20 protein-coding genes and 1 pseudogene are annotated in these 25,582 nt (G+C 45.9%); 11 read left to right on the forward strand and 10 right to left on the reverse strand.

The window, feature by feature from the left end:
* Positions 1-453 precede the first annotated feature (453 nt).
* The 3 genes from ACR8BL_RS10770 to ACR8BL_RS10780 all read right to left on the reverse strand — a co-directional run bounded on the left by ACR8BL_RS10770 (position 454) and on the right by ACR8BL_RS10780 (position 8,813).
* A complete protein-coding gene (locus tag ACR8BL_RS10770; RefSeq protein ID WP_434752601.1) occupies positions 454-3,729 on the reverse strand; it encodes a glycoside hydrolase family 48 protein in 3,276 nt (1,091 codons plus the stop codon).
* 123 nt (positions 3,730-3,852) lie between these two features.
* On the reverse strand, positions 3,853-6,774 hold the full coding sequence (locus tag ACR8BL_RS10775) for a glycoside hydrolase family 9 protein (RefSeq protein ID WP_434753083.1): 2,922 nt from the start codon (positions 6,772-6,774) through the stop codon (positions 3,853-3,855).
* A gap of 335 nt (positions 6,775-7,109) precedes the next feature.
* Entirely contained in the window at positions 7,110-8,813 is a 1,704-nt protein-coding gene (locus ACR8BL_RS10780) for a methyl-accepting chemotaxis protein (protein WP_434756723.1), read from the reverse strand.
* A gap of 387 nt (positions 8,814-9,200) precedes the next feature.
* Here ACR8BL_RS10780 and ACR8BL_RS10785 point away from each other — a divergent pair.
* Together ACR8BL_RS10785 and ACR8BL_RS10790 are read left to right on the forward strand one after the other, a co-directional pair.
* A pseudogene (locus tag ACR8BL_RS10785) lies at positions 9,201-10,035 on the forward strand (LCP family protein).
* Positions 10,036-10,158: 123 nt separating this feature from the next.
* Positions 10,159-11,424 carry an acyltransferase gene (locus ACR8BL_RS10790; protein WP_434752602.1) on the forward strand — a complete coding sequence of 422 codons (1,266 nt, stop codon included), beginning with the start codon at positions 10,159-10,161 and terminating at the stop codon, positions 11,422-11,424.
* Positions 11,425-11,570: 146 nt separating this feature from the next.
* On the opposite strand, the gene ACR8BL_RS10795 is transcribed toward ACR8BL_RS10790, so the two are convergent.
* The gene (locus ACR8BL_RS10795; RefSeq protein ID WP_434752603.1) at positions 11,571-12,299 is read right to left on the reverse strand and encodes a hypothetical protein; all 729 of its coding nucleotides are present in this window, start codon (positions 12,297-12,299) and stop codon (positions 11,571-11,573) included.
* A gap of 221 nt (positions 12,300-12,520) precedes the next feature.
* Between ACR8BL_RS10795 and ACR8BL_RS10800 the strand changes: the two genes are divergently transcribed.
* Positions 12,521-13,495, forward strand: a complete 975-nt coding sequence (locus ACR8BL_RS10800; protein ID WP_434752604.1) for a hypothetical protein — start codon at positions 12,521-12,523, stop codon at positions 13,493-13,495.
* A gap of 5 nt (positions 13,496-13,500) precedes the next feature.
* Positions 13,501-13,767, forward strand: a complete 267-nt coding sequence (locus ACR8BL_RS10805) for an NHLP leader peptide family RiPP precursor (RefSeq protein WP_434756671.1) — start codon at positions 13,501-13,503, stop codon at positions 13,765-13,767.
* A 58-nt stretch (positions 13,768-13,825) separates the two neighbouring features.
* Here ACR8BL_RS10805 and ACR8BL_RS10810 read toward each other — a convergent pair whose 3' ends face one another.
* Together ACR8BL_RS10810 and ACR8BL_RS10815 are read right to left on the reverse strand one after the other, a co-directional pair.
* Positions 13,826-15,724 carry an ATP-binding protein gene (locus tag ACR8BL_RS10810; protein WP_434752606.1) on the reverse strand — a complete coding sequence of 633 codons (1,899 nt, stop codon included), beginning with the start codon at positions 15,722-15,724 and terminating at the stop codon, positions 13,826-13,828.
* A 153-nt stretch (positions 15,725-15,877) separates the two neighbouring features.
* Positions 15,878-16,159 (reverse strand): hypothetical protein, encoded by a 282-nt coding sequence (locus tag ACR8BL_RS10815; RefSeq protein ID WP_434752607.1) that lies wholly within the window; start codon positions 16,157-16,159, stop codon positions 15,878-15,880.
* A gap of 145 nt (positions 16,160-16,304) precedes the next feature.
* Between ACR8BL_RS10815 and ACR8BL_RS10820 the strand changes: the two genes are divergently transcribed.
* The 3 genes from ACR8BL_RS10820 to ACR8BL_RS10830 all read left to right on the forward strand — a co-directional run bounded on the left by ACR8BL_RS10820 (position 16,305) and on the right by ACR8BL_RS10830 (position 17,213).
* Positions 16,305-16,466 (forward strand): hypothetical protein, encoded by a 162-nt coding sequence (locus ACR8BL_RS10820; RefSeq protein ID WP_192895060.1) that lies wholly within the window; start codon positions 16,305-16,307, stop codon positions 16,464-16,466.
* Between the two features lie 131 nt (positions 16,467-16,597).
* The gene (locus ACR8BL_RS10825) at positions 16,598-16,975 is read left to right on the forward strand and encodes a hypothetical protein (protein WP_434752608.1); all 378 of its coding nucleotides are present in this window, start codon (positions 16,598-16,600) and stop codon (positions 16,973-16,975) included.
* Positions 16,976-17,015: 40 nt separating this feature from the next.
* Entirely contained in the window at positions 17,016-17,213 is a 198-nt protein-coding gene (locus ACR8BL_RS10830; RefSeq protein WP_434752609.1) for a hypothetical protein, read from the forward strand.
* A 252-nt stretch (positions 17,214-17,465) separates the two neighbouring features.
* On the opposite strand, the gene ACR8BL_RS10835 is transcribed toward ACR8BL_RS10830, so the two are convergent.
* Positions 17,466-18,677 (reverse strand): MFS transporter, encoded by a 1,212-nt coding sequence (locus ACR8BL_RS10835; protein WP_434752610.1) that lies wholly within the window; start codon positions 18,675-18,677, stop codon positions 17,466-17,468.
* 257 nt (positions 18,678-18,934) lie between these two features.
* Here ACR8BL_RS10835 and ACR8BL_RS10840 point away from each other — a divergent pair, with 257 nt between their 5' ends.
* The 3 genes from ACR8BL_RS10840 to ACR8BL_RS10850 all read left to right on the forward strand — a co-directional run bounded on the left by ACR8BL_RS10840 (position 18,935) and on the right by ACR8BL_RS10850 (position 21,207).
* Positions 18,935-19,597, forward strand: a complete 663-nt coding sequence (locus ACR8BL_RS10840; RefSeq protein WP_434752611.1) for a peptidylprolyl isomerase — start codon at positions 18,935-18,937, stop codon at positions 19,595-19,597.
* A 432-nt stretch (positions 19,598-20,029) separates the two neighbouring features.
* Complete coding sequence (locus tag ACR8BL_RS10845) at positions 20,030-20,290, forward strand: YqkE family protein (protein WP_434752612.1); 261 nt, start codon at positions 20,030-20,032, stop codon at positions 20,288-20,290.
* 122 nt (positions 20,291-20,412) lie between these two features.
* Entirely contained in the window at positions 20,413-21,207 is a 795-nt protein-coding gene (locus tag ACR8BL_RS10850; protein ID WP_434752613.1) for an SDR family oxidoreductase, read from the forward strand.
* 294 nt (positions 21,208-21,501) lie between these two features.
* Here the strand turns inward: ACR8BL_RS10850 and ACR8BL_RS10855 are convergent, their stop codons facing one another.
* Positions 21,502-22,278 carry a YwaF family protein gene (locus tag ACR8BL_RS10855; protein ID WP_434752614.1) on the reverse strand — a complete coding sequence of 259 codons (777 nt, stop codon included), beginning with the start codon at positions 22,276-22,278 and terminating at the stop codon, positions 21,502-21,504.
* 318 nt (positions 22,279-22,596) lie between these two features.
* Here ACR8BL_RS10855 and ACR8BL_RS10860 point away from each other — a divergent pair, with 318 nt between their 5' ends.
* Entirely contained in the window at positions 22,597-23,571 is a 975-nt protein-coding gene (locus ACR8BL_RS10860; protein ID WP_434752615.1) for a ring-cleaving dioxygenase, read from the forward strand.
* Positions 23,572-23,765: 194 nt separating this feature from the next.
* On the opposite strand, the gene ACR8BL_RS10865 is transcribed toward ACR8BL_RS10860, so the two are convergent.
* A complete protein-coding gene (locus ACR8BL_RS10865) occupies positions 23,766-24,473 on the reverse strand; it encodes a stalk domain-containing protein (RefSeq protein ID WP_434752616.1) in 708 nt (235 codons plus the stop codon).
* 242 nt (positions 24,474-24,715) lie between these two features.
* Positions 24,716-25,561, reverse strand: a complete 846-nt coding sequence (locus ACR8BL_RS10870) for a hypothetical protein (protein WP_434752617.1) — start codon at positions 25,559-25,561, stop codon at positions 24,716-24,718.
* Positions 25,562-25,582 lie beyond the last annotated feature (21 nt).

The raw sequence follows: 25,582 nt of genomic DNA on the forward strand, positions 1-25,582 counted from the left end.
TTCATCAGTCCAAAGTCCTGCAAGGCTTTGGACAAGCTTGAGCACTAAGCATCAGGGAAAACGTTCTTTCACTGGAAAAATAGAGCATACTCCCCACAGAATCAAAGGTTAAATTATTGTAACCAATTGATATCCTTCGTTTTCCACGTTTTGGTCAGACAGACTGCTGTCTCTTCGCATATGCAACCTATGCACTAGATTTTAATATTTATTTTTATGTAATTGGAAAACATTACTACGTTTCATTCCACTTCAATCTGGAATACCTCATTCACAAATGAGAATAAATAGATATAAATGGATTAAAAAGCAAGAAAAAACCGGGGATTTCTCCCCGGCATTTCACTGGTAATATAAATCAACAGCACGTTTGAATGATAGATTGGACGTTTTGTTCCCGGCACCAATTCCTGAAACCAGCCCTTATCATTCATTCCTCGCTTGCCGATTCGATTATGGCTCCATTCCCCATACCTTCACGCCATCCTGATACGCAGTCACTTTAGTCGAAGCGCCAAATGCCGTTTGGGTAGCGTCGAAGGAGTAATCATTCGATTGATCAAAATTCGTCCAGTTATTTTTGGAGGTACGTGTCTGAATGATTCCTGTCTCAGCACCTGCCGCGAGGCTACCTGCACCAGCAGTAAAGCTGATCTCCAGATACGTATCCGCCGTACCTTTTGCCGGCTGCACAGCTACAAATTCCCCCTGTACATTGGCACTGCCAACCTGTGCATAGTCACACCAGAAGCTCAAATCAGCGGCACTGTCCTTCGTAAAGTAATAACGAAGCTTCACTTTGCTCAGATCAACAGCCGTTGTACCTGTATTCTTCACATTGAATTGCGGTGTAAGGGAATTGCCCGAAGCACCTGATCCTCCATTGCGATAATGCACTTCGAGTGTTCCGGTTGAAATCGGAGCAGCCATCGGTGTCAAAACAATCACATTGGAGTTCCTCTGTCCATCGGCGTTGATGGCCACCACTCTGTAATTATAAGCCGTCCCATTCGCTGCTGTTGCATCCGTATACGTCATAGCCGTCAAACCTGTAGCAAGATTGGCATAAGCCCCCGTGCCCGTCGAGCGCTGGACGGTATAGGTTGCCGCTCCAGTTGAAGCTGTCCAGTTCAGTACAGCTTTTGCATCCCCGGCTGTTCCACTCAGGGTGAAGGCTCCTGGTACAGCCACCCCCGCTTGCGGTGTTGCCGTAACCTGTGCAGATGGTCCTGACTCGCCAGCACTGTTTACAGCGGTAATGACGTAATAATACGCTTTTCCATTCGTCAATCCGGTATCTGTAAAGGTAGAACCGCTAACGCCAGTCGCTACAGAAGTATATGGGCCACCATTCACTTCTGCGCGTTTCACCGTGTAAGAGGCTGCTCTCGCCGCAGCAGTCCAGCTCAGAACAACTTGTTTGTCACCGCCGGTAGCTGTTACACCCGCAGGAACGGCAGGTGCTTCGACTCCTGGCGTAGCACTGTCACCGAGGAGACGATCGAACTCTCCATAAGCGGTAGCCATATCAACTTGTGACCAGAAACGGTGATACGTAAATTTAGGTGCACCATTTTCCCACTGCTTCGTCGTTGGGTTGTAAGATGTTTTGTACTTGTTATCCAGATATGCCCAAGCCGGATCTTGCTTGATCGCTGGACGCAGATCGGAGTACCCGATGTACACGCCGTTTCCGCCTTTCGCTGGATCGGAAGGTACGCCTGCAGTACCCGGGATTGTATTCCCTTGACCGAAGGTACCCGACCAGTTTGCCGGAAGATAAATCTCTTTGGAGAAGTAACGGAAGTAATCTTTACGCTCCTCTTCCGTCACGATACCTACACCATCATTGTAATCCCAAGCTGTATCAAGCAATGTCTGAGCCAAGTCTTTGGCTTCCTGACCTTTCACACTCAGCGTACCATTCTCTGCCTCAGTCCCAGCAGCAAAGAACGTCAACGCCTTGATATAACTTCCCAGTACCCCTGTATCCTGCACCGGATCTTTGGTCACCGCATGGAAGTTTGGATTATTTGTATACGCGCTGAACCCATTCCATTTATCCGGCTGTCCCTGCCATTCCTGACCACCTGGAATCCAGAATTCACCTGGAGCCGAAGTTGTCGCTACCTGAACATTTTTTCCACCGAGAATACGCTGTCCAGCTGCATTTAAATAGTAGCCTTGAGCATCCGTTACAGGGCGCTCACCAGCAAATACATAATCTTTCGTCCAGTCAACCCATTTCGTAATGACCTGTTTGGCCATTTTGAAATTCTCAGAAGTCAGATCACCGCTCTCCGCGAGAATATAATACATCTCCGCTACACGTTCCAGCGGCCATGCCTGGAATCCAAACCATGTGTTGGAATCCGGGTCACGGTACACTGGCGCTTCCTGATAGGCCATGTCATAGAATGTGCTGACACCTGCCGGATAAGCCGAGTATGAACCACCAATGCTGTTGGTTGCTCCACCGGCAACAGCTCCTTCATGGGACTGTAGCCAAGTGTAGAACTCGAGCTGACGTTTCAACGTGGCATTCCAATCCGCTTTGGCTGTAGGTGATTCCGGAATCAAGCCACCTGCCGGATCAGACAAGGCATATGCTGCAACCGGGTTTTGATAAGCTTGGTGGGTATGGCTCGCTCCAATACGCCATGCCCAGTCCCCACCTTGACCCAAACCACCGCCCCATGACGTGTACCAAGCCATGAGATACATGTTGGAATCTTTGCCTGTACCTGGAGTTGGTGTACCATTCTTCGCACTTCCGACCTTCTGGAAGTACTTGTCGTACATACCATACCGCAGATAGTCTCCCATCTTCTTGGCCTTATCCAGATATTCTGTATTGTTATAACCCATTTCCTTTGCCCAATACAGAACCTGAACCGCGCGTGCATCCGCATCCGTTGCGTTGGTATAACGCCACTGTGCTGATGGTGCCTGAGTTTCCTTCGTAAACAGACTCATGAAACCTTCGCCTGCTTTACCAAATGATTTATTATCTTGAGATGGATGAGGAACAGCCTCCCACACAGACTCCTGCTCTCCCCGCTGGAACGTATTCACATACGTACTCGTATGGGAAGGATTCAGCAGATTTCCGTATCCATACCAGTCATCCACGTCAATAAGCCAGTGCATCAGATACGTCTGGTTATTACCATAGGTTGCCTTAAGCTCGGCATCCAGTGGGTCTTTCCCTGCCGCATATTGACCATTGAGGTTAGACGGATACTGGTCAGGGAACGGCTTTTCGGCTGCATATGTTGCAGGACTGTTTGGATTATAGAAGCTCATGGTTGGCTGTTCTTCCTTGCCATCCCCTTCATTGACCGGAATAATGTACTTCTCCATGTTGTCCCAGGCCGCTTCAAGTTTGGACCAATCTCCCGTGTAGTGGCCGTACATCGTCTCTAGCCATAACCAGTAACTGTACGCCTCCGATGTAGACATATGCCCATAATCCGGGGCTTCACTCAGCAGTGTTTCAATGGAGTGATATGGAATGCCTTCCGGAGAAAAGTATCCGTTCGCCGGATCTTTCAATTGCCCGTATAATTGTAAGAAGCGTGCTTCATTCACGCCATCGGCCTGAATCTCAATCGCCTGATCGGCAGCATGCGCTGCCTGAGGGCCTTCCCAGAGTCCCGTGTATCCCGTCAGCATGACGGTTCCCGCCAGCATGGCAGTTAAACTCTTTTTTGCAGCTGTTTTCAACATGAATATATTACCTCCCTGGAATAGTAGAAATTCAATATTAATGCTGCTGGTCTGCCCATGCTGATATTTGTCTTGTAAACCTTGAGATGGTTGCCTTCCTGAACTTCAACCTTGCCTTTCACCTTATGGCTCCAGACCCCATACGTGGGTATTGCCTTGATACGCTGTCACTTTGTTCCATGCAGCAAAAGCAGTCTTGGAACCATCATAGGAGTAGTCATTGCTCTGATCGAAGTTACTCCAGTTGTTTTTTGAAAAACGTCCCTGGATCACACCCGTCTCCGCTCCGGCAGCCAAACTGCCCGCTCCAGAGGTAAAACCGATCTCCAAATACGTATCAGCCGTTCCTTTTGCCGGATTCACAGTCACGAACTTGCCCTGCACATTGGCTGTACCCACCACAGCGTAATCACACCAGAAGGTCAGATCCTCCGTGCCGTCTTTAGTAAAGTAATACCTGATTTTCACCGTACTGAGATCGATTGCCTGTGTGCCCGTGTTCTTCACGTTAAACTGAGGAGTTGCCGCATTGCTGGAATTTCCGGTTCCTCCGCTTCGATACTGCACTTCAAGTGTACCTGTCGAAACAGGGGGACCAGAAGGTGTCAGCGCGACCACGTTAGATAATGTCTGCCCACTAGCATTCACAGCAATCACCCGGTAACTGTAAGAAGTTCCATTAAGCGCTGTCGTGTCCGTGTAACTTAAAACCGTTAATCCAGTGACCACATCCGCGAACGCACCACTTGCAACAGCCCGCTGTACCTTATAGCTCGCAGCCCCTGATGCCGCTGTCCATGACAGCACATTTTGGTTATTACCAGCTGTTCCACTTAACGTTAGCGCACCTGGTACGTTCGAAGCTGCCTCTGGTGCACCGGCTACCTGCACAGAAGCTGCAGACTCCCCAGCTGTATTAACAGCGGTCACCACGTAATAATACGTTTGGCCATTCGTCAATCCCGTGTTGGTGTAAGTTAACCCGGTGACACCTGTTGCGACGGTTGTGTAAGGGCCTCCGCTAACTCCCGCACGTTTCACTGTATACGATACAGCCCCTGCAGAAGCAGCCCAGTTCAACGTGACCTGATTATTGCCCGGTGAAGCTTGCACACCCGCAGGTACAGCTGGGATGGTCACCGGTGTAACACCCGGCTCCTGTCCATATACCTTCACTCCAGCGTCATATACGGGAATGTGTACACTTTTTACCGGAGTGCCTGTCGTCAGATTCTGGTAGGAAGGATCGTTAGCCGCATTCCATGCACCTTGTGGTCCTGTAATCCGGAACTGAACCTCTTTGCGGTAATTCCCCTCCCCGCCTGGGTAGATTTTGGTATTGCTGAAGTTTACCGTAATCGCATAGATCCGTTTGGCGGCATCCACGACGACAGGTTGGGATACGGTTGCACCTTCAGAAGAAGATACCGTAACCTGCACATCCGATACGGTGCGTCCCGCAGCGTATACCTCGCTCAAATCCAGGAAATATTTGAAGGAAAGCTGATCTCCCATCCGTGCAGGCCAGCCTGAACGGTTGTTAAGCAATGCACGAATTTCCGTAAAATTGGAGCCTGATGACCGAACAGCAGCTTCTACAAAGTACTCGTCACCTTTCACTTCAGGAGCAGGGAAATTCGCAAGAGGTTGATGGTTCTGTCCATACAACAGATTCATCTTGGCAAGTGCGCCCGTGAAGCCTGCGTTGTAATCCGTCGCCACCTCATTGCTCACATAATCCGAGATATCATCCGTATATTGATCCGACGCATTCGGTCCTCCCACCATGGCGCCGTACAAAATATGACGGTGATTCGCCGGAATATCTTCGTTGTTCATCCATGAACTATGAGCTGTACGATGATGTGGATGCTGTGGCGGATTTTTTCCGTATCCGACAACGTAACTGCTCTGACGAGGGTTATCCCCTAAGATGTAATTCATCTGTGAAGTCGCAAAATTCTGATACCTGGATTTTTTCACCGGGTCACTGACCCAATCCGAGTACACGAATGCAATGAATGCTGCATTTGCCGTATATCGGAGTGATCCCCACTGATCCAGCCAGGCAAGACCACCTGGGGTGTAAGTCACACGCCCTCCATTCGTACCTACCGTCCAGTAATCCAAATTTCGCTCTGTCGATTGAATGAATTTGGTTGCTTCAGGCATATTCAGACGGGATGTGATCCGGGCAAGCAGAATCTGGGCACCGTAATGTTTACTATCCCACCCCTGTGTCCAGGTATAAGGCCAGTTCGCTGAACCACCACTTGTAGACCACCGGTCTGCAGCTGCAAGCGCCTTGGACAAGTAAGCGTTATCATTAGTGGCTAAATATAGCCACGCTCCGCCCCATGCAAGCTCATCTTCATATCCTGTCCACGAGTTATAAAATGCCGCAGCATCGGTAATACAATCGGTGTATTTTCCCCGATATGTATCTGCAAAGTTGTACAGTTCTTTCGCATGCTTAAGCATTTTTGCCGAGTATGCCGGGTCATCATCTGCAAATACGATGGAAGAAGCAGCCAGTGCAGCAGCTGTTTCAGCCGCAAGATCACTTCCCGGACAGGAAGCATCGATCTTGAACGAAGGCCGGTTCATCTGCATCACCTCTGCTGGTCCCCACCAGGCATGGTCGATGTTTCCCCCTCCGACTTGTCCCCATAATTCGTTTGGCTTCGTATGCGCTTTCATAAAATAGTCGGTTGCCCACCGAATATTGTCCTTAATCTCCTCCAATTGTCCAGCTTGCTCATAGCCATCGCCATACTCGACTACTGACCAGGCTAACATCGTTGCTGATGCTGCCATTGGAAAACCAAATTTCACATGATCTCCGGCATCATACCATCCACCGGTCAGATCCACACCGACATCAGCCCCATCTTGCATTCCCGAGTCACCGCGCCATTCAACTCGATTATTGGCAGGTAACGGGCCTGAGCGTTGTGCCTCATAGAAGTAAATAGCCTTCTGAAGTGCTTCAGCATAGTTATGATCTCCAGCGGCCGCATCCGCCTGACGTAATCCTGTATTCATAGAAAAGCTCCCTGCGAGAAGTCCTGCTGATAACGTTACCATCGCAATGCGTCTCCACCAGCGCCCTTTCATCAATCCTGTTCATCTCCTTTTCTCGAAAGTTCCAGATGAATGCTTCCCCATTTTCTGAGTGACCTCGCTCCTCTCTATGGTGGTAACTCAATGTATTTTCCACCATTAATTACCATTATAGTCTTTTGTTTGACTTGAAATATCAACATTGGTGACTTCTGGAATAACATTGTTGTGACCTGATTAGCGTAATATGACAAAAAAGCTGTTTCTTCTTCGGTTATCACCGGAAGAAACAGCTTTTTCATTCCCTGCATTGGAATCTATACTTTGAATTTGTTAACTTGTCCTTGCAAATCCTCTGCCATCTTGGATAACAATCCTGCCGAGGAAGCAATCTCTTCCATTGATGCCAGTTGCTCTTGTGTTGCAGCAGATACGTTATGAACAGCACCGGATGCCTCACCAGCAATATTGGAGATTTGATTCACATAACTCACAACCTCATTCGTACTAGCAGACATCTCCTCAGAGCCTGCGGATACTTCTTCAATCTCTCCGGCTACCTTGTTGGCAGCGGTCGAGATCTGTCCGAATGCTTGTCCTGCTGCAGCAACCAGCTCAATGCCGGCTTCTGTTTCATTACTGTTTACTTTCACTGCCTGTACAGCATGATCGGTATCCTGCTGAATCAATTGCACAATCTGTGTGATCTGCTGTGCTGAAGCTGAGGATTCTTCTGCCAGCTTGCGAACCTCTCCCGCAACCACGGCAAAACCTCTGCCATGCTCCCCTGCACGTGCAGCTTCAATTGCAGCATTCAAGGCCAGCAGATTGGTTTGCCGGGCAATATTATTGATTACTTCAGTGATCGTGCCAATCTCGGCAGAACGTTCTCCGAGTCCTGTAACCAGTTCTCTCAAGGATGCAATAGAGTTACGAACCGATCCCATCTGATCCACCGCTTGCTGAATAATCTTGTTCCCTTCCGACGACTGATTCGCCGCGTCCACAGCGGATACGGATACGCTTTGAGCCAGTTCGGCAATCTGTTCGGAGCCTAACGCCATCTCATTCATCGCCTGTGAAGAACGATTCACGATATCAACCTGATTTGTTGTTCCTACAGACAATTCTTCCACCGTTTCGGTAATTTGCTCCGAAGCTTTTGCGTTTTGCTCTGCACTCGCGAGAAGTTCTTCCGATGAAGCCGCAACTTGCTCCGATGTTTCCGATACAGATTGAATCATCGAACGCAGATTTTGAGTCATTGTATTAAAAGACGTTGCCAATAGACCTAATTCATCCCTGTTTTTAAGTACGATCATCTCACCCGTCAGATCACCATCGGCAATCGCTGTAGCGGCATCTGTCATTTTCCGGATCGGACGTGAGATCATACTTGCGATAAATAGCGCAATGAATAAGGATAGAAGCGTTGCAACGATTGCTACACCTAGAATGATCCTAAAAGCATTCTCAGCAAGCTTGACAGATTCGGCAGAGATTTCTTTGGCCCCAACATTGCCAAGATTAATTAACTGAGTAATCAGATCATTGGCAGTGTACCACATTGGATAAGCTGCTGTATGTAACATGCTGGACGTAGAATAATCATTTTTCAGACCATATTCAATGAATTCTGGCATTTTTTGCAAATAAGAATCATAATTCGTCGAAAACTGCTCATACAGTTTCTCAGCTTCTGCATTTCCTTTGATTAAGGTAAGCAACTGTTTACGCTCACCTTCAATCTTTTCAAGCAGTACCTTCAAGGCTTCATTCAGCTTCTCCGTTTCACTTGGGTTCTGTTCAACAATGATGGCTAGTCCCAGTCTCTCCACATCCGAAATATCGCCGTTCATGATTCCAAGCAATGTTACACTTGGCATCCATGTCTGATCAATCTGTCTGGACCGGTCTGCCATTGTAAAAACTTGTGTCAACGTGTACACACTAACAAAGATCAGTAAAGCCAAAACAATCAAAAAACCAGTCAATAACTTGCCGCGAATCGTAAATTTCATTTTTCCCAATGCTTTCCCCCGCACTTTCCCCATCTTCCCACTCCTCAACTTGGCCCAATAAACTAATACATCTGTATAATATATCGACATAGACGATGTTCGAATGAATATATGCTATCCGGTTTTCATCAAATTTCATTTAACAACGAAATGAGAATATAGATATGATATAGTGCCTTCACTGAAATCAATCCATAGATGTTCACTACTATGAGAGGTTTCGAAATCCGAAAATTTCTATAATGAGGGTGAAAACCTCCCAATACAAACAATTCGTAAAAAAATAGTGTGTTTTTACGTATTTTCGGAGTTAAGAAGGACATTTTTCTTTCTTTTTGTTAAACTAGTTTGGGTATCTATCAGTTTATACATAGAAAGGTGAAGATTATGCTTAAAAAATGGTTATGGGGAACAGCCCTGACCTTGGCACTTGCTGTAACAGGAGTCATTGTCTACTACGGATATTCAATCGTTCATTTTGCCAATAGCATCTCGACTGCGTCCAGTGCCTCGTCCACTTCGAGCAGTGATTCAAACAACAAGCCAAGCTCCGACACCCCCTCAGTTGTCATTCCGAAGTGGGACGGTCAGGAGAGAGTCAATATTTTACTGCTTGGTGGTGACTCCAGAGGGGATGACGCTGGACGTTCAGACTCGGTGATGGTAGCATCCATTGATCCCGTTTCCAAAAGGCTTCATGGCTCTCGTTGATGCACTGGACGGTATTGATATTGATGTAGAGAAAGACATGTACTACACAAGCAAAGCTGATAAACATATGTATGACATCGATTTAAAAAAAGGGCTACAGCATATGGATGGCAAGACTGCCCTCCAGTATGTGCGATTCAGGCATGATGCGACCTCCGACTTCACACGTACACAGCGTCAGCGCATCTTTATGACCGAACTTGCGAAGAAGATGCAAAGCACCACTTCGCTCTTCAAAATTCCTGATATGCTGGAAGCCGTTGCCCCTTATATCAAAACAGATCTGAATCCAACCCAAATGTTGAAGCTTGCTTCACTAGGTTTTGATATTCGTGTGAATGAAATCGATCAGCAACAGATTCCGCCGAATAAATTGCTGACGAACGAACGAGCTGGGGCCGCTCAGGTATTAGGCGTAAATGTGCCCAAGCTTCAAGCTTATATTCAAAAGTTATTCAAAGAAGATAACGCGACTTACGATAGCCCAGCATCTGGTGAATCCAGCCAGTGACTATCGTATAATATTTAGCAAAGGGATGGCCTAGGCTATCCCTTTTTTCGCCATTTAATGCGGCGTTAATGTTTGGAGGGTAGTCTTATATGATGACCCTGGCTACCTAAGGGAGGAATGCAAATGAAAAAACCGAAAATAGCCGAATGGACCGAGCTTCGCGGGTTAGCTTTTCTGGCCATCGTCATGCAGCATAACATTGCTGAATACATCTATCGGCCAGACATTGAGCAGCCCGACTCTGTCATGCTGACGATGATTTATCACCTGACCAGGTTTGGTACACCCACCTTTGTATTTTTATCAGGGGTGCTGTTATTCTACCACCATCGCCATTCAAAACCGGATTATCCCCGCTTTATCGGGAAGCGGTTTGGTGATATCTATATGCCCTTCTTCATATGGACACTCATCTACTGGTTAGCTGTGCGTGTATTTACCCCTGCGTTCTGGACTTCCGGTATGCCGGATCTGAGGAGCTTTATGGATGAACTGTTCTTGCCACAGACAGGATATCACCTCTGGTTTGTGCTGATGGTATTCCAGTTTTATATTCTGTTTCCGTTGTTTCTCGCAGCGGCTCACGCTGTTCGTAAACGGCTGGAGAACCTCAAGCGTTTGACTCAGAAGCAAGTCATGTTAGTGGTCATAATCGTTGCAGCCATACTCTATATCGGTCTCATGAAATGGTCATATTACGATATGTATAGCTGGACACAAGTGTTGTCAGAGCCATGGTCGAGCCTGCTGGAATACCGTTCATACTCATGGGTTATGTATTGGTTTTACTTTTTACTTGGGGCGGTATGCGCCTGGACGGTGGAAAACTGGAGGAACTGGACTGTGAAGATCCTCCCTTGCACCATTGCCGTTTTTATCATGATGTACATCTGGATGGGATACGATGTGCTGCGCGGGTCGGAAGATACCATGAACCTGAATATTTCAACTTACCTAAAACCCAGTACGTTCATCAGTATTATGGCTCAGATGTTCATGTTCTATGGTTTCCTTGTTCTGTTGAATGGCAAAAACCTGTGGTTTCAGCGTCTGCTCGCCTGGATTGGGCGCTATTCCTTTGGCGGTTATCTGGTTCATACCATGGTGATTTATGCCATCGCATATATGACCAGACCGTTACTGCTTAGCGGGTGGCATCTGCCTGTAACAATCATCTCATTTGCTGTCACTGTAATCACTGCTCTTGGCATTAGCTGGGCACTATCCAAGCTGCCAGGCTCTCGATTCACGGTTGGATTGGCACGCAGGAAGACACCGTCATCTACTTCTTTTAGCAACAAGTTTGTGACTAACGGAAAACGGACACAGAATCAAAGCTCGCCCCTCCGTTCAGCTTCCAAAAGCCAGACCTTAGAGACGAACCGATAAAGGTAAAACCAGCATTTGAGCTGGTTTTACAATATGTCACCAGGCACTGAGATCCTCAAACTCTCAGATCTGCACCTGTAACTACAGACAAATAGCGTCCTCTCTGCGGAGGACGCTATTGAACGTTTTTGGATACAGTACGTTGATCATCTCATTTCGGTTGAGGCGGATCGCCCTGGCACATGCTCCGGATGAACTGAACCGGAATGACCTTTCCGTTTTTGATGGACAAACTTTTGCAGATCACCTGTTAATTGTTCTTTTAACTGGTTCACGAGCTGTGTTTCACTGATGCCTTTTGTTTGAGCAATTTCAGCCAAAGACTTGCCTGCATGAAGCTGTTCTTGTAATTGTTCAGGTGTAATCCCGATATATTTCGCAATTGCCCCTTTGTCTAACATTGAATGTTTCCCATGGTGAGCAAACTCGCGTCGTAATTCGGTAAGTGGTGTGTTAACAACCTTTTTCAGCTTCATATCCATATTCGCTTTGGCTGCCGCAGCTTGTTCCTTGGTGAGACAGCCATCTTGCACGGCTTTATCCAAACGCTCTGACAGCGTAGGTTTTAGTTTTTGCAGTAACTGTTCCTCACTGAGTCCTTTACGTTCCTTGGCAATCTGAGTCAAGGTCTTGCCAAGCTCCATCTCCTTCTTCAAATCACGGAGTCCAATCCCGAGCAAATCAGCGGTTTCACCAATCATAAACAGACCATGACCTGCCTGTATACAAGGTTTGTTACTTCCTGCCACTGATTCGGTCTGATTGATATCTTTCGGCTCCGCAGGAACAACCGGACCAGCTAAAGCGGTTTGACTCGGTGCAATAGTGATAATGGCAACTGCTGCTCCGGCTACCAGCCATGATTTCCAATTCATCCTCATTATTTATCCGCCTCTCTTGTGTCGATATCCTCTGCTTCTCTAGTTTGAACCCAAATTACAACTTTTTATGCTATAAAATCCAAATTGTCATCAAATTTCTCTCAATTGATCACAAAAAATCCTATTTTTTTCAATATACTTGAGATATACTGTATGTAACTTCTTGATCTTACTGCATATTCCAACATTTAATGCAGGAGGGACGTTTTCATATCATGCAGCGTGAATGGCTAGATCCGTATATGCTTGACGTGAAGGCGGTGTTTGAATCCGTTGAAGAGCGGCTTCAACAATACCCTGAGTCACTGGCAGGGCATGCACTTGAACAACTCCGTTTGCTCCACCCCGTCAGGAGAAATTCGGGACACAGCTATGTCGGTTACATCACTCCGTTATGGATGCAACATACGGATGGACTCCCACCGGATCAAGCTCATCAGCTCAGCGTAGCTTGCCTGTTACACATGATGTATTTTCTCAATCTGGATGATGTCATGGATGAGCCGGCTGAGGACGCGGTGTTGAAGTTAACTTTGGGAAACCTCTGTTATGTGGATGCCCTTCGAGTCTATAGCGCATTATTTGAATCCTCTTCCGACTTCTGGAACCATTTCAGACAGGTTCTCCAGGACTGGGCAGTAAGCGTGAATGGCGAATTACACATAGATTACTTTCAGCAAAACCCGCTTCTTATCGCTCAGAAAGCTTCACCATCACAATTAGGAGTCATTGGTGCTCTGCTGTTACTGGAGCAAGGTGATCGAATCGCTTCGGTCTGTGATGCGCTGAATATTGTTCTTATGACTCTTCAGATGACGGATGACTTCACAGACACGAAACAAGATGCTGAACACGGGAACTACAACAGCTACCTCTCTCACATATCCGCAGCACTTCAGCAAGAATATCCGACTCATCCACTTCACGAATCTACTCACCACAATGTATTTAACTCCACATTCATGAACAGTTATGCAGATATTGCACAATATTTCCACAGCACTCTTACATCTTCTAACTCAGTATTACCACAATTTATCTCACTTAATGGTTATCTGTATAACACATTGGTACAAGCTGTTCATGGCATGTTACAACACAAAAAAAGACTTTACCGAGGCGGGTTTCACTACTGGATCAGGGAATCACAGCTTGAAACAACCGACAAGAGAGAAACTGATTCGGTTTAATCTAAATGATGAAGGGAATGTTGACGATGATGGTGTCAGAGAAAACGTTGCATGAGGATATTATTGAGAAGGCTTGGACAGACGAACACTTCAGACAACAGCTTCACTCCAATCCCAAACAGGCACTTCTCGAGGCATTCGGTATTATAATTCCTGATGATGTCAAGATCCGTACAGTCGAGGAGCAGCAAAATGATTATGTTCTTGTCATCCCACCTAACCCTTCCAAAGTCAATTATGACGTTAATTGCGGGCCGTGGAGAGGGTTATAAACTTGGCAAAATAAAAAATCAGGGGTAGAACATGAAGCTGAATATCTCCCCGAGTCCGTCATTTAATGAACTCGGGAAAAGATACAACAGCTTCTGTTCCTACCCCTTTTGTGCTTGTAAAACTGATCTGTCCATTCATCGCTTCCACGATCCGAAAGGTAACCATCATGCCTAGACCAGTGCCTTTGATTTTATTAGAGAAATACGGTTCTCCCAATCGCGATAGAGCTTCCTCGCTCATTCCTTCCCCGTTGTCTCTGACATGAACCTTGACATTGCCATCCTGTGAATAAGCCCAAATATCAATCTGACCCTGTCCTTGCAATGCCTCAATACTATTTTTGATAATATTGATAAAAGCCTGTTTGAACTTCGAAGAATTGCCTCGAATATGAAGGTTTGGCGGAATATCCGTAATAATTTTTCCACCTTCCAGATTAGCCATCGGTACAAGTATGCCTTCGATGTGATCAAATTCATCCGAAATATTCAGTGAAATAATATGATCAAATTCAGGTTTTGCAAAGGTCAGAAAATCCGTAATAATGCCAGAAGCCCGGTCGAGTTCTTCCAAGGCAATGCGCACATATCCTTTATTCTTGTTATCCTCCTGCTCTGTCATAAGCTGAAGGAAACCTCTCGTCACCTGAAGCGGGTTACGCACTTCATGAGCAACTGAAGCGGCAAGCTCACTGATAATCTCCATTTTCTCGGATCGCTGCAATTCATTGTTGAACAGCTCCAGTTCCTTGGAGTACTCCAGTACTTTGTTATGCTTTTCCGCAAAACGGCTGCCAAGAATAGCAATCAATGAGATAACAAATGCAACCATAGACCATTTCCACCATAAAAGATGATACGCCCCATTGCGCTGATAATACCAAAGAAGTTCGAGCACACTGATTAGCGAAAATGTACCGAAACCAGCCGCTAACAGAATCGCTTCACCGTTACGCTGCAGTGCTCTGGCTATCGTGCCAGCCAGCAGGATAGTCAGTAGAATAACCAATATAATGCCTACGACACGCTGTACAAGCAGACTGTACAATAGATCCCATTGCCCACCGGATACAACGTATACAAACAATGAAAACACAGCAACTATAGAATAGGCCCATTGAACTTTCCTCAATTTGGTGAATATGCCGTGTACACCGGGACCGATAATTTGTTCAAAGAAATAACACAGTGCAGGCATCCCGAGCAGCATAGCCAGATCAAACAGAATAGAGTACAGGTCACCATACACTTGATAGAAGGTGTACAAGAATTGAGAGTAAGTGATCACCATTGTGCCAATGGAACCCATCACGACACATAGTGATATCCATAATCCTTTATGGAACTGACCCAGGAAAAATGTGCAACTCAGCATAATTAATGAGGTAAATACAAAAGTTGAACCCAAAATGATATCAAGTAACCCATTATGGATATACTTCTCCTGCAGAATGGCATATGGTCCGACCTCGACATCCCCTTGAATGCCCAGAAATCCTCTCTCATTTTGCGCCCAAACATACAGTGTTTTCCCCGAGTTTTCAGCAGATAACGGTAAAAAAACGGCATTATTGTCGTAATTATAATGGTAATTCTCATATACTTTCCGATCTTCAAGATAGATTACAATATGAGTACCTTTAATATTTTCGAAACGAATCGCTGAACTCCCATCCTGCAGATAGGGAATAGTCAAACGTGACCACAAGGAACCGGAGGGTTCTTTAGTCATGTCCACAATCTGCTCGGCACTCCGTTTCTCCCATATCTCATCCAGGCCCATAACCTCACTAATAAAGCCCTGATCTCCAGCGTTCCCCCATTTTACTTCCCATCCTGAAATGGATACAGGTTGTTGAATTTCTTCTGGTGCGGCAAGTACCAGTCCATGCGGCATACACAGAATCATCCATACCGTCATCCATAAGATGATGATAGCTTTGGGCACATTTCTCATTCACAGCACCTCAAAGTTTTTATTTTCTCTTCCTAATATCTCCTCATATATCATTCGCCACATTGGATCATGTCACCTTCTTATACAAAATCAAAATTCACATTTCAGTTTATTTATAGTTTTTTTTCCATTTTATTGTTATACATAACGCGTTTATTCTCGTAAGTCCTCATACTGATTCTCAATCATCTCACGTTCCTTCTGTTCCACCTTCGTCCGAAACTCAAGCCACTGCTCCGTCTCTTCATCATCGTAAACCGTCCATATGTCAGAGAACAGGAAATCACGTAACTGAACGACCTGTCCAGACCATATACCACCAACCCAGAACAATCCATCCGGACGTCGAATGACGGTACGAGAAAATCCCGGTGTGGACGCTTTCTGTCCGATTCGAATACGTGTAATCATATTACCCAGTGTGAACCAGTCCACGCGACATCCCTCCTTATGTACTCAAGTTTTATCATAACATAGGCAAAACAAGAAAAGCTGTAAAAACGGATGAAGCGATTCAATCCTGTAGATCATGTGTAATGGTTTCTCAAAGCAAACACTCACTAACAAGGAGATGATTACCATGAATGAGCCTCATCGTACGGTAGAAGTTGAACATAAGGATGTACAACACAAATCGGATTCAAGTGTGGTTGCTTCTACATTTATTAAATATGCCGCATATATCATTATCTTTTTTGGTTTTCTCTACTTTCTGGTGAAGTATGTATTTCCGAAATTTTAACGGATTCCTGACATAACCTGCTCTATTTCCGGGGATACTATCGTGCTCGGAATGACGATGAATCGATGAGATAAGTAGATTAAAATACTAAGTTGGTATGTACTATATCATTGTGAAAGGGCGTGCGAATCATGTCTGATAAACCAATTAACAACGTGGAAAGTGACCGCTATTATGACCGCTACCAGAGATCCCGTGATATTCCACCTGAAACCGAAGTACCCGAGGGCGACATAGATACCTTTGATGAAGTCTCTGGGCGCCGCATTGAAATCGAAATGCAAGATTCGGAGCTGCCGCCCGTTGCTGCATCTGCTGTAGACGAAGAAGGGTTGGAATCCCGATTGACGGAAACTCCACTGGAATCTGTACCTGATGCGGATCTCGTGCAACCAGGCAGTCCGGTTGACCCTGCCGCTCCCGATCCCGATGCCTTGCATGGTACAGATCTGCTAAACGGTGCTGGAGCTGACGCGAAACCACAACAGAATATCCTTCCGCCGCGTTAGATGTTTCTGTTTGCGTATTCTGACATGAGGAGGTGCTGACATGACCAAGAATAATCAGGAAAAACAGGACCATACACCGGATAACCTTGTTACGGAGCGGGATATCGATCCTGATTTTGGACTCTTCATCGAAGATTCTTTCCCTGGTGCACTGCAAAATGAAGATCAGCGCAATGCGATCAAACATGCCATTCCCAAGGAACAGACTTCCGATAAGCCCTCTAACGGTAAATCGTGAATTAAAAAAGTGAAACGACAACCTGATGAACAGATATGTTTAACAAAGCTCCTTGCGTTTATTAGGATACTCTTTATAGGACACTATAGAAGAAACCTCTCCACCGAGGGGTTTCTTTTTTGAATCTTTTTTTGAATTCAGATCCAACGGGTCTGTTCATATAATAAAAAGAGATGACGCTGCAGGTGCATCGTCATCTCCGTTTTGAACAAAAAGTATCTAACATGCATTACATCCTGCAATTACATAGACCTATCTCTCCGCAGGTTTGCTCGCTCCAGGGAGCTTGTGCTCCAGTCTGGACCATTTCACCACAATTGCGGTAGCCAGAAGCGCAAGCCCATTAATGATAAATATCCAGCGAATGGGCAGCCAGCCACCAAGAACACCACCGATTATCGGTCCTGCCATCGTTCCAATCTGAGCAGCGGACTGATTCAGACTAAACGCCCTTCCGCGAAATGAAGGATTAGTAACCTGTACAATCATCGCATTGATCGCCGGGAACACTGCCGCGAAGAAAAGTCCGTAGACAAATCTCAGAACGCCAAATGCAACGTAACCTGTAGTGAAAAATTGCAGCAGATTCCCCACTGCCCCGCCAATCAGTCCGATCACTAACACTTTTCCAAAACCAATTCTTGATCCGAGCTTGCCCCAGCGTGGAGCCATGATAACCGTTGCAACACCCACCGCCGAGAAGATGATGCCCGAGCTAAGAGAGGCCCGATCAGGCTGAACCCCCATCTCCATGACATAAACCGTTAACAGCGGCTCAAGGATCATAACGGAAAAGGTGCAGATCCCCATCATCCCCAGCACAGTCATGAATACCCGGTTCGCTCTGGCTTCTCGGATATCATCCATGACATGCGAGCGAGCTTTGTTACGGTTAAAATTCTCTTCCTTGACCCAGAACGTTGCAATGATCGCAGACACCAGCACAACAATCGCCGAAAATAGAAACGCACTCCGGTTGCCGTAATAATGGCTGACAAGCCCGCCAATCAGCGGACCGATAATACCGCCCGTAGCCCCCGCAGTCGACATTATGCCCAAAGCATATCCAGTCTTCTCTTCAGGTGTGTTTGTGCCTACAAGAGCAATCGCCGCAGGCACAAATCCGGCAAGCAATCCTTGAAACAGCCGAACAATAATGAGTGAATACGGGTCCTGTACAAAAAAATTAATGAGATACAGGACGGCCAGGCTATATCCTGAACGAATTAACATCGGCTTGCGCCCATATTTATCTGCCAATGATCCCCAGAAGGGCGACACAAGTGCACTTGCAAGAAACGTAATACCAAAGGAAAGTCCTGACCAGAACTCCAGATGATTACGCACACCCAGATCGCTGCTTAGAAACAAGGGCAAAAACGGAATGGAGATCGAATATGCCGTACTGCAAAAAAAGACACCGATCCACAAAATGATCAGATTACGCTTCCACGAGAAGTTCATATACCCGCCCGTCCTTTCCGTAACCGACGCCGGGACTGCCGTGTTTGGAGCGGACGGAACAGACCCGTACGTCCCCCTGATGCGGAAGCATTTTCCTTATTTTACACCTATACTCCCATGAAGACCATCCCCAGTTCACCGGATTAACACGGCTTGCATTGCCATTCTGCATCTGGAAACGGTATGATAGTTGAAGTAATATCCAAACCATATTTCACGAAATTCGTTATAACAGTAAACCAAGGAGGAACATATTCATGTCTTTACGATGGAAAAAAACAACCGCAGTCTCGCTTATGCTTGCGATGCTGTTGATCGTTATGAGCGGGTGCATACGCCCGGCAAGCAATGCTGCGCAAACCCCGGTTCCAGCTCCACCGGAGGGACCAAACCCTGTAGCAACGATTGAAATGCAGGACGGGCAGAAGATCGTCATTGAGCTGTATCCAGAGATCGCGCCAAATACGGTGTACAATTTCATCTCACTGGCGAACAAAGGATTTTATGACGGCCTGATTTTCCACCGGGTTATTCCAGGCTTTATGATTCAAGGCGGTGATCCGAACGGCAATGGTTCAGGTGGACCAGGTTATGCGATCAAAGGTGAGTTCACCTCTAACGGTCATAAAAACCATCTGAAGCATACCCGCGGAATACTCTCCATGGCACGCAAATCTGAAAATCTCGATTCTGCTGGTTCTCAATTTTTCATCATGCTGGCTGACGCTGATTATCTAGATAACTCTTATGCTACTTTTGGTAAAGTGACCGAAGGTATGGATGTGGTTGATGGAATTGCAGCGCAGCAAATCGGCGCAGGAGACAAGCCGGTGACGGACCAAGTCATGAAAAAGGTAACCGTTGATACTCACGGTCTCGAATATCCAGAACCCGTGAAGATTATGGAGGAGAAGAAGTAATCTCTCTTCTATGAACAAACAAAAGCTCTGTCCTGTGCATTAGCGCAGAACAGAGCTTATTTAATGATAACGTTTACATAAATAACTTGATCAAACCTCTTTTTGGGTTGCGGATTAGACCTCAATGCATCCATCCCAACAAATGCAGCCATCCGATAATCGCAATCCATAGTGGGAAACTAAAGGCCATCCCCCATGCAAGCCCTCTCAACAAACTTCGGTTTGCTTCCACGAACAACGACTCCTTTCTCCAGGGAATAGTCGTAGTATCGGTACCATTATATGGTTTTATACCTGTCTTCATTCGCCGTGTCATGCCCTTTTTCCTGCATCCATTCTGCAACTTCATGGAATGCGCAACAGGAACCTGATATACTATGTCTACGATAACGATATGGACTATGATTCATGGTTGGAAAGGAGAGTTTCCAAGTGGCTAAATCCAAAAGACATACTCCGGCGCCCAAGGCCCAGAATCAGGACAAACCGACCACGTTGAAAGATCTGCTAAGCAGCGATGTGCTCGAAAAACTGAAAGCACAGGCTGATGAAGCCAAAGCTGATGAAGCACAGCGTAAGGAGCAGGAGCGTATACAGGCAGAAGAAGCTCGCCAAGCGGAGCAGAAGCGCCGGGACAATGATTTTGAATACTTGCTGAACAACAGCTCGCTCGACTGGAAGAAACATAAGTAATGAACCGAACAGAACCCAAATTGGGTTCTGTTTTTAATATGTGAACATATGATTCACCTCCCCCATGCCGGGTATTTAGATGTAGAGTGTTCAAGGATATTCTACACATGGAGGGATCAATTATGGCTGAACAACGTTTGGAAGGCAAAGTAGCCATCGTGACCGGAGGCGGCTCAGGTATTGGTAAAGCTTCCGCAATTCGTTTCGCCGAGCAAGGGGCTAAAGTATACATGCTGGATCGTACACCCGAGAACGCAGAGGAAACGAAACAGATCATTGAACAAGCGGGCGGCGAGGCTTATGTGATTGAATGTGATATATCCAAACCGGAGCTTGTACAGAAAGCGATCAATCAGGCGGCAGCTGAAGCAGGCAAGCTGGATATTGTTTTTGCCAATGCGGGTATCAATGGCGCCATGGCTCCGATTGAAACGATGGAAATCGAAGATTGGGATCAGACGATGGAAATTAACATGCGCGGCACGTTTGCAACGGTGAAATATGCAATCCCACATCTGAAAGAGCGCGGTGGCAGCATTATCATCACCAGTTCGATTAACGGCAACCGTGTGTTTTCCGGCATCGGATTTTCTGCGTACGCTTCCAGCAAAGCTGGTCAAACTGCTTTTACCAAAATGGCCGCACTGGAGCTGGCTCGTTACAAAATTCGTGTGAACGCCGTATGTCCAGGGGCAATCGATACCAACATCGATGACAACACGTATCCATCGGATGATTTGAAGGATGTTCAGATTCCAGTCGAATTTCCTGAGGGACACGAGCATCCACTCAAAGGTGAACCGGGAACATCGGAGCAAGTCGCTAATCTGGTGCTGTTCCTCGCTTCCGATGAAGCCTCCCATGTGACAGGTACACGAATCTACGTGGATGGTGCCGAGTCCCTTCTCCGAGGATGAACTTATTTACACCTCCACTCCGATGACAGAATAACCTTCTAATCGCTGTTATCCCCAGATTTTTTGATTCCCTTTCCCAAAGGGGAAAATCCGGTGATAAGCGTATGCTTCCGATGCAGCTTTCTTCCAGAAAGCTTTTAGGCGAACGCTTCGCTTTCTCTGGTTTTTTCTGTCCTCTCCGTCCAAGTGTAAATGAATATTTCATCTATATGTATATAAAAATAACAAACCCGCAAATGATCTGGATGACCAGAACGTTTGCGGGTAATCTTAATTAAAACTTCGTATGGGGAGTTAGTTCTTGGAATGCGCCTGCGGTTGTTTCACCTTTTTGCCACCTATACGTTTCAGCCACTCCGGAATGACAAAGAGCAGCAGGTATAACAAGCAGAATAACACCAGAGCAAGAATTTCTTCGCCGAGAATGTAGACTGGATACGGCCCAAGCATATCTAACACAGATGGTGTGCTCGGTTTATGTCTCAAAAACATGTAATTCGCGCCCAGTAACACATCAACGACATACACCACGAGCGCTGCAATATTTACAAATATCATGGAGCCTGCAACCGATCTCCATCCTGGACGCAGCTGTTCCACCCACGTCATATAGAGCAGAGCAAGAATAATCATCGCATGAGCGACAAAGAATTGAATGAAGCGGAAATGGGCAAAGGCATAACCGAGATTAGGCGTAACAATTGCCATCAAAGCCCCTGCGATACCTGCAAAAAGCAAGGCTGAATATAACCATCTTTTGCGTGTCAGCAATAACAGCGCTGATAATAATAACGACAGGCTACACAGTTCTAGCGGTAGCGAAGTCTGCAGACTCCATATTCCTCCGTACACATACCAGAGTTGCAATACAATCTCACAGCCGATCATAAATCCCGCCAGTGCAATGCGAACGAGTCGGCTAGCACGTTCAGACATTAAACGAAGTCGACGTCTGAATAGAAATAACAGGATAACAAGTGCAGCGATGATAATCATGGATACAATATGTGAAGTCGAGAATGCTGCAAAAGGCTCTTCATCATACGGGTCAATCCAAGGTGGGTAGGCCATGCCTTTTTTCTCTCCTTTTGATCAGGTTAACAGGGGTGACTTGTTGTAACGCGAATGGTAACTTTTCTCATTTTGCCATCGAATTCTACACCTGTCCAGCTTCATTCAAATTAAGCATTGTATTTTAAATATCTTCATGTTAAGATAAAATCAAGAACAAAACATACAAAAAGTTAGTAACTTTAAATAAAATATTCAACGAACAATTTATAATTAATCTTAATCATTTTTTCACGAGTATTGCTGGAGATCTATATCTATCACATTCGGAAACTTTATATCGTCATCTCATTACCTTACTTTCGGGAGGAATATATTATGCTAATCAAAGGACTTCACCACGTATCTGCGCTCACCGCACATGCTGATCAGAACTACCGCTTCTATACGGACATTATGGGCCTGCGCCTTATCAAAAAAACGGTCAATCAGGATGACGTTTCGGTCTATCACCTGTTCTATGGGGATGAGAAAGGAAATCCTGGTACAGAGCTTACCTTCTTCGAAATTCCGATGGCTGGGCGTACACGCGAAGGTGTAAACAGTATCTCCGCCACTTCGCTTCGTGTGCCAAGTGATGCAGCTCTTGCCTATTGGGCACAACGATTCGAAGAATATGAAGTACCTCACGGCGAGATTATACAACGTGGAGGTCGTGCAACATTAGCATTCACTGACTTTGAAGGCATGCGACTGATTCTCGTTTCAGATGAACATAACTCAGGTGTTGCCGGGGGTAAACCTTGGGATCGAAGCCCTGTGCCTGCGGAATATGGCGTCATTGGACTCGGTCCAATTCATCTGACTGTACAAGATGCCTCACTCACTACACCTGTTCTAACGGAACTGCTTGGATTCAGAGCGAAAGGCAGCTATCCGGCTTTTACACCGGGACAGCCTGATGTGCTTGTATTCGAATCTGGCGAAGGTGGCAGCGGTTCAGAAGTTCACTTGGAGGAGCGCAATGACTTGGAGCTGGAACGCCCTGGACGCGGCAGTGTTCACCATGTGGCATTCCGAGTAGACAATGAGGAAGAATTGAGACAATGGGTTGACCGTGTACATCAGTTCCAATTCCCAAGCTCCGGTTTTGTAGACCGTTTCTACTTCCGTTCCCTGTATTTCCGTGAAGCTAACGGTATTTTGTTTGAGCTTGCTACAGACGGCCCAGGATTTGATACAGACGAGGACTTTGCGACTCTCGGAGAATCCCTCGCGCTGCCTCCATTCCTGGAAGGGCGCCGTGCTCAGATTGAAGCAAACCTGAAACCACTGGATACTATCATCCGCTGATGCCCGCAGTATCCAGGTAAGCCAATATTAAAATGTTCAGCAAAATAAAAATAAAACGATGTTCACCACGAAGCTCTGCTTGCAAGACTTAAGTCAGAGATGGTCTGGTGAATCATCGTTTTTATCGTCTTCCAGGCTTGGCTTGACCTATGCAAGGTGAAGGTACAAGCACAGCTAATATACTCTACTCTAATTTACTTTGTCAGATACGATGTTGTGAGCGGTACAAACAGAGCTGAACCCGGATCTTCCGATACAATCTCGACATAGACAGCGTCTGTGCCTTTAACATCCACATCAAGACTCATCATACCGCTTTCCGGAGCGATATTGAACTTTTTGAGTATAGCGAGATCCTGATCGTAGATATGAATCTCCTGATTTCCTTTCAGCGCGGCAAGTTCCAAGTGCAGAGAAGAATACTTTTTACCCGTATTAATCTGGATATCATCCCCCTGTTTCGTAGGATCATTATGCAGATAGACATCCTTGTAATCCTTGCCTTTATATGTGGTATCCTTAGGATCTTTGGTGTGCCAAGCGGTAGATCCCAGTACGGATGTTCCCAGGGCACTCAGTGTTACTTTTCCGTTGGTTACCGGCGCAGATCCATTCGTTCCACCGATCAGGACGGATGAAGTTGCACCGTCATAATTGATCTCGGTTCCCAGCAATGTCCCAACCGCACGCACTGGTAAATACGTTGTTCCGTTATATGTGATCGGCAGAACTGTCTTGCCATTCGCATCTTTGGCTGTCACTGTCTCACCATTTAACTTCAATGTAATTTTACTGTTCAGATATGCCTTGATCTGTTCCAGGCCTGTAGCTGCCAGTGCCCCCGTACCAATACCAAGCGTCAATGTGCCCACCATTAAACCAAGTACGACTTTTTTCTTCATCAAATTCCCTCCCAGACGTTTAAATGAGTTGTCCTTTATACATTTAAACGACTAAAGCGGTATTGTCAATTATTTCATTGAAAATTGTTGTAAATTTATTTTTTCCAGACAGCACAAAATAAGGCTGTAGTCACTCCATTTTTTTCAGCCCCATCCAATGGTCACACTTGCCATGGCATGTCCTATATTTTATTAGGCATTTACATCTAAGACCTTGTGCTGCAGCACAATCTCATCCATTCTCAATCAAATGACTCGTAATACTCCTCTTCGTACATTTCCATACTATATTTAAGATCGTCCGCCTTCCACTCTCCATTCTGATACACATAAGAAAACGTCAGATCGCCAGCATATAAACTCTCGCCATATGCCCCGGATGTAGAAACAACAAGCTTTCCATTATTGACACTATAATAAGTCACACGGCCAAATTGTAATTGTTCATGATAGAGACCATCACCAGCTGCCTTATCCACACGGGAGGACTCCGCTTGAACTCCATCCACTGTAACACCTATCTCGATCTGGTCGGAGGATACCGTTACTTTGGATTCAACATGTTCTTTCACAATATCATCCAACGACTGCATTTTCATCACTTCTAAGGTAACAGGATCAAGGATGTGAGCTTGGCCCAAATAAATCCCGGTGCCATGCCCTTTGGAGTACAATACTACAATCTCTTTTTTACCGTCGCCGTTCAAATCCAGTTCATGCACTTCGGGTTTGTACGTTCCACCCTCTGCTCGCCAATCGCCAAATTCACGCTTTTTGCCATTCGCTTCAACCACAAGGCCATTATATATATATCCTGAGCCCTCAATGCTCATAGGGTACACTAAAACATCGCTATTCTCTGGTGCCACCGAAACATCATCTGCTTTTACTGGCATCATTTCTTTATTACTGTTCACTGCATTATTCATTCGATCTATATGGGAAGCCTCGACCGCTACAGTCTGGCTGGATGATTCATCTATATTAAGCTGTTGTTGCGACTCATTTGTCGTTTGGGCAGTTGAGGTTACTGAAAGTGTAGCAACCGCCAAAATAATCATCAGCAGGATACCTGTCCAAGTTTTCAATATACCGGGCTCCTTCTTTGT

The organism is Paenibacillus amylolyticus, from assembly GCF_051136285.1.
Taxonomy (GTDB): domain Bacteria; phylum Bacillota; class Bacilli; order Paenibacillales; family Paenibacillaceae; genus Paenibacillus; species Paenibacillus amylolyticus_F.

What these genes read in the sequence shown, in the direction of transcription:
- ACR8BL_RS10770 (WP_434752601.1), bottom strand. Translation starts at nt 3,729, where the DNA reads ATGTTGAAAACAGCTGCAAAAAAGAGTTTAACTGCCATGCTGGCGGGA.
- ACR8BL_RS10775 (WP_434753083.1), bottom strand. Translation starts at nt 6,774, where the DNA reads ATGAATACAGGATTACGTCAGGCGGATGCGGCCGCTGGAGATCATAAC.
- ACR8BL_RS10780 (WP_434756723.1), bottom strand. Translation starts at nt 8,813, where the DNA reads ATGAAATTTACGATTCGCGGCAAGTTATTGACTGGTTTTTTGATTGTT.
- ACR8BL_RS10790 (WP_434752602.1), top strand. Translation starts at nt 10,159, where the DNA reads ATGAAAAAACCGAAAATAGCCGAATGGACCGAGCTTCGCGGGTTAGCT.
- ACR8BL_RS10795 (WP_434752603.1), bottom strand. Translation starts at nt 12,299, where the DNA reads ATGAATTGGAAATCATGGCTGGTAGCCGGAGCAGCAGTTGCCATTATC.
- ACR8BL_RS10800 (WP_434752604.1), top strand. Translation starts at nt 12,521, where the DNA reads ATGCAGCGTGAATGGCTAGATCCGTATATGCTTGACGTGAAGGCGGTG.
- ACR8BL_RS10805 (WP_434756671.1), top strand. Translation starts at nt 13,501, where the DNA reads ATGATGAAGGGAATGTTGACGATGATGGTGTCAGAGAAAACGTTGCAT.
- ACR8BL_RS10810 (WP_434752606.1), bottom strand. Translation starts at nt 15,724, where the DNA reads ATGAGAAATGTGCCCAAAGCTATCATCATCTTATGGATGACGGTATGG.
- ACR8BL_RS10820 (WP_192895060.1), top strand. Translation starts at nt 16,305, where the DNA reads ATGAATGAGCCTCATCGTACGGTAGAAGTTGAACATAAGGATGTACAA.
- ACR8BL_RS10825 (WP_434752608.1), top strand. Translation starts at nt 16,598, where the DNA reads ATGTCTGATAAACCAATTAACAACGTGGAAAGTGACCGCTATTATGAC.
- ACR8BL_RS10830 (WP_434752609.1), top strand. Translation starts at nt 17,016, where the DNA reads ATGACCAAGAATAATCAGGAAAAACAGGACCATACACCGGATAACCTT.
- ACR8BL_RS10835 (WP_434752610.1), bottom strand. Translation starts at nt 18,677, where the DNA reads ATGAACTTCTCGTGGAAGCGTAATCTGATCATTTTGTGGATCGGTGTC.
- ACR8BL_RS10840 (WP_434752611.1), top strand. Translation starts at nt 18,935, where the DNA reads ATGTCTTTACGATGGAAAAAAACAACCGCAGTCTCGCTTATGCTTGCG.
- ACR8BL_RS10850 (WP_434752613.1), top strand. Translation starts at nt 20,413, where the DNA reads ATGGCTGAACAACGTTTGGAAGGCAAAGTAGCCATCGTGACCGGAGGC.
- ACR8BL_RS10855 (WP_434752614.1), bottom strand. Translation starts at nt 22,278, where the DNA reads ATGGCCTACCCACCTTGGATTGACCCGTATGATGAAGAGCCTTTTGCA.
- ACR8BL_RS10860 (WP_434752615.1), top strand. Translation starts at nt 22,597, where the DNA reads ATGCTAATCAAAGGACTTCACCACGTATCTGCGCTCACCGCACATGCT.
- ACR8BL_RS10865 (WP_434752616.1), bottom strand. Translation starts at nt 24,473, where the DNA reads ATGAAGAAAAAAGTCGTACTTGGTTTAATGGTGGGCACATTGACGCTT.